We start from the raw sequence: 2111 nt of genomic DNA, 5'->3' as shown, positions 1-2111 counted from the left end.
CAGGAGGTTGGCTTAGAAGCAGCCATCCTTTAAAGATAGCGTAACAGCTCACTGGTCTAAACAAGCTGTCTTGCGGCGAAGATGTAACGGGGCTCAAGCCATGAGCCGAAGCTGAGGACGCGAGAGCGTGGTAGCGGAGCGTGGTGTGACATAGCTTCATTCCTCCTTCGATCCTTCGGGATCACTGGAGGAGAGAAGCTTTCTGTGAAGCCGGCCTGTGAGGGATCCGGTGGAGAGATCACCAGCGAGAATGATGACATGAGTAGCGACAAGGAGTGTGAGAGACACTCCCGCCGAAAGTCCAAGGGTTCCTGCTTAAAGCTAATCTGAGCAGGGTAAGCCGGCCCCTAAGGCGAGGCCGAAAGGCGTAGTCGATGGGAACCAGGTGAATATTCCTGGGCCAGGAGATGGTGACGGATTGCGAGGATTGTTCGCCCTTATCGGATTGGGCGGGCAGTTTAGCAGTCCCTGGAAATAGCCCTCCATAGGACCGTACCCTAAACCGACACAGGTGGACTGGTAGAGAATACCAAGGCGCTTGAGAGAACGACGTTGAAGGAACTCGGCAAAATACCTCCGTAAGTTCGCGAGAAGGAGGCCCGGTTTTTGCGCAAGCAGAGGCCGGGGGCACAAACCAGGGGGTGGCGACTGTTTACTAAAAACACAGGGCTCTGCGAAGTCGCAAGACGACGTATAGGGTCTGACGCCTGCCCGGTGCCTGAAGGTTAAAAGGAGGGGTTCACGCTCCGAATTGAAGCCCAGGTAAACGGCGGCCGTAACTATAACGGTCCTAAGGTAGCGAAATTCCTTGTCGGGTAAGTTCCGACCTGCACGAATGGCGTAACGACTTCCCCGCTGTCTCCAACGTCGACTCAGCGAAATTGAATTGCCTGTCAAGATGCAGGCTACCCGCGGTTAGACGGAAAGACCCCGTGCACCTTTACTACAGCTTCAGACTGGCACCAGGCCTGCGATGTGCAGGATAGGTGGTAGGCGTCGAAGCGGGAACGCTAGTTCTCGTGGAGCCATCCTTGAGATACCACCCTTCGTTCGCTTGGTGTCTAACCGCGGCCCGTTATCCGGGTCCGGGACCCTCTGTGGCGGGTAGTTTGACTGGGGCGGTCGCCTCCTAAAGCGTAACGGAGGCGCGCGAAGGTTGGCTCAGAGCGGTCGGAAATCGCTCGTTGAGTGCAATGGCAGAAGCCAGCCTGACTGCGAGACTGACAAGTCGAGCAGAGTCGAAAGACGGCCATAGTGATCCGGTGGTCCCAAGTGGGAGGGCCATCGCTCAACGGATAAAAGGTACGCCGGGGATAACAGGCTGATACTGCCCAAGAGTCCATATCGACGGCAGTGTTTGGCACCTCGATGTCGGCTCATCTCATCCTGGGGCTGGAGCAGGTCCCAAGGGTACGGCTGTTCGCCGTTTAAAGAGGTACGTGAGCTGGGTTTAGAACGTCGTGAGACAGTTCGGTCCCTATCTGCCGTGGGTGTAGGAGACTTGAGAGGAGTTGACCCTAGTACGAGAGGACCGGGTTGAACGATCCACTGGTGGACCTGTTGTCGTGCCAACGGCAGTGCAGGGTAGCTATGATCGGACAGGATAACCGCTGAAGGCATCTAAGCGGGAAGCCCCCCTCAAAACAAGGTCTCCCTGAGGGCCGTGGTAGACGACCACGTCGATAGGCCGGAGGTGTACGCGCAGCAATGCGCTCAGCTGACCGGTACTAATGGCCCGACAGGCTTGATCCGATCCGGTAAAAGGCAGACATGCCATACCGTTCGGAAAGCATACATCCCAAGACATCCTTGACCTGGACAACATCATGCAACGCCCCGAAACAGGGGCCGCGCTGTCTTCCCCGGTTTGGTGGCCATAGCACGAGCAAAACACCCGGCTCCATTCCGAACCCGGCCGTTAAGTGCCGTCGCGCCGATGGTACTGCGTCTCAAGACGTGGGAGAGTAGGTCGCCGCCAAACCTGGAAAGACAGCGCCGTTCGATCGTATCTCTCTCACGATACCTTCCCTGCCGCGGGGTGGAGCAGCCCGGTAGCTCGTCAGGCTCATAACCTGAAGGTCGTAGGTTCAAATCCTACCCCCGCAACCAGC

At 57.2% G+C, this 2111-nt stretch carries 1 tRNA gene and 2 rRNA genes; all 3 read left to right on the top strand.

The window, feature by feature from the left end:
- Nucleotides 1–1752, top strand: a 23S ribosomal RNA gene (locus RISW2_RS22660); the annotation flags it as partial.
- A 114-nt stretch (nt 1753–1866) separates the two neighbouring features.
- Nucleotides 1867–1981: ribosomal RNA gene (gene rrf, locus RISW2_RS22655) — 5S ribosomal RNA — on the top strand.
- Nucleotides 1982–2032: 51 nt separating this feature from the next.
- Nucleotides 2033–2109: transfer RNA gene (locus tag RISW2_RS22650), tRNA-Met, on the top strand.
- The last annotated feature ends 2 nt before the right edge of the window (nt 2110–2111 follow it).

Origin of the sequence: Roseivivax isoporae LMG 25204 (assembly GCF_000521865.1) — a bacterium.
Taxonomy (GTDB): Bacteria; Pseudomonadota; Alphaproteobacteria; order Rhodobacterales; family Rhodobacteraceae; genus Roseivivax; species Roseivivax isoporae.
This window is presented reverse-complemented; position numbering and strand designations above follow the sequence as displayed.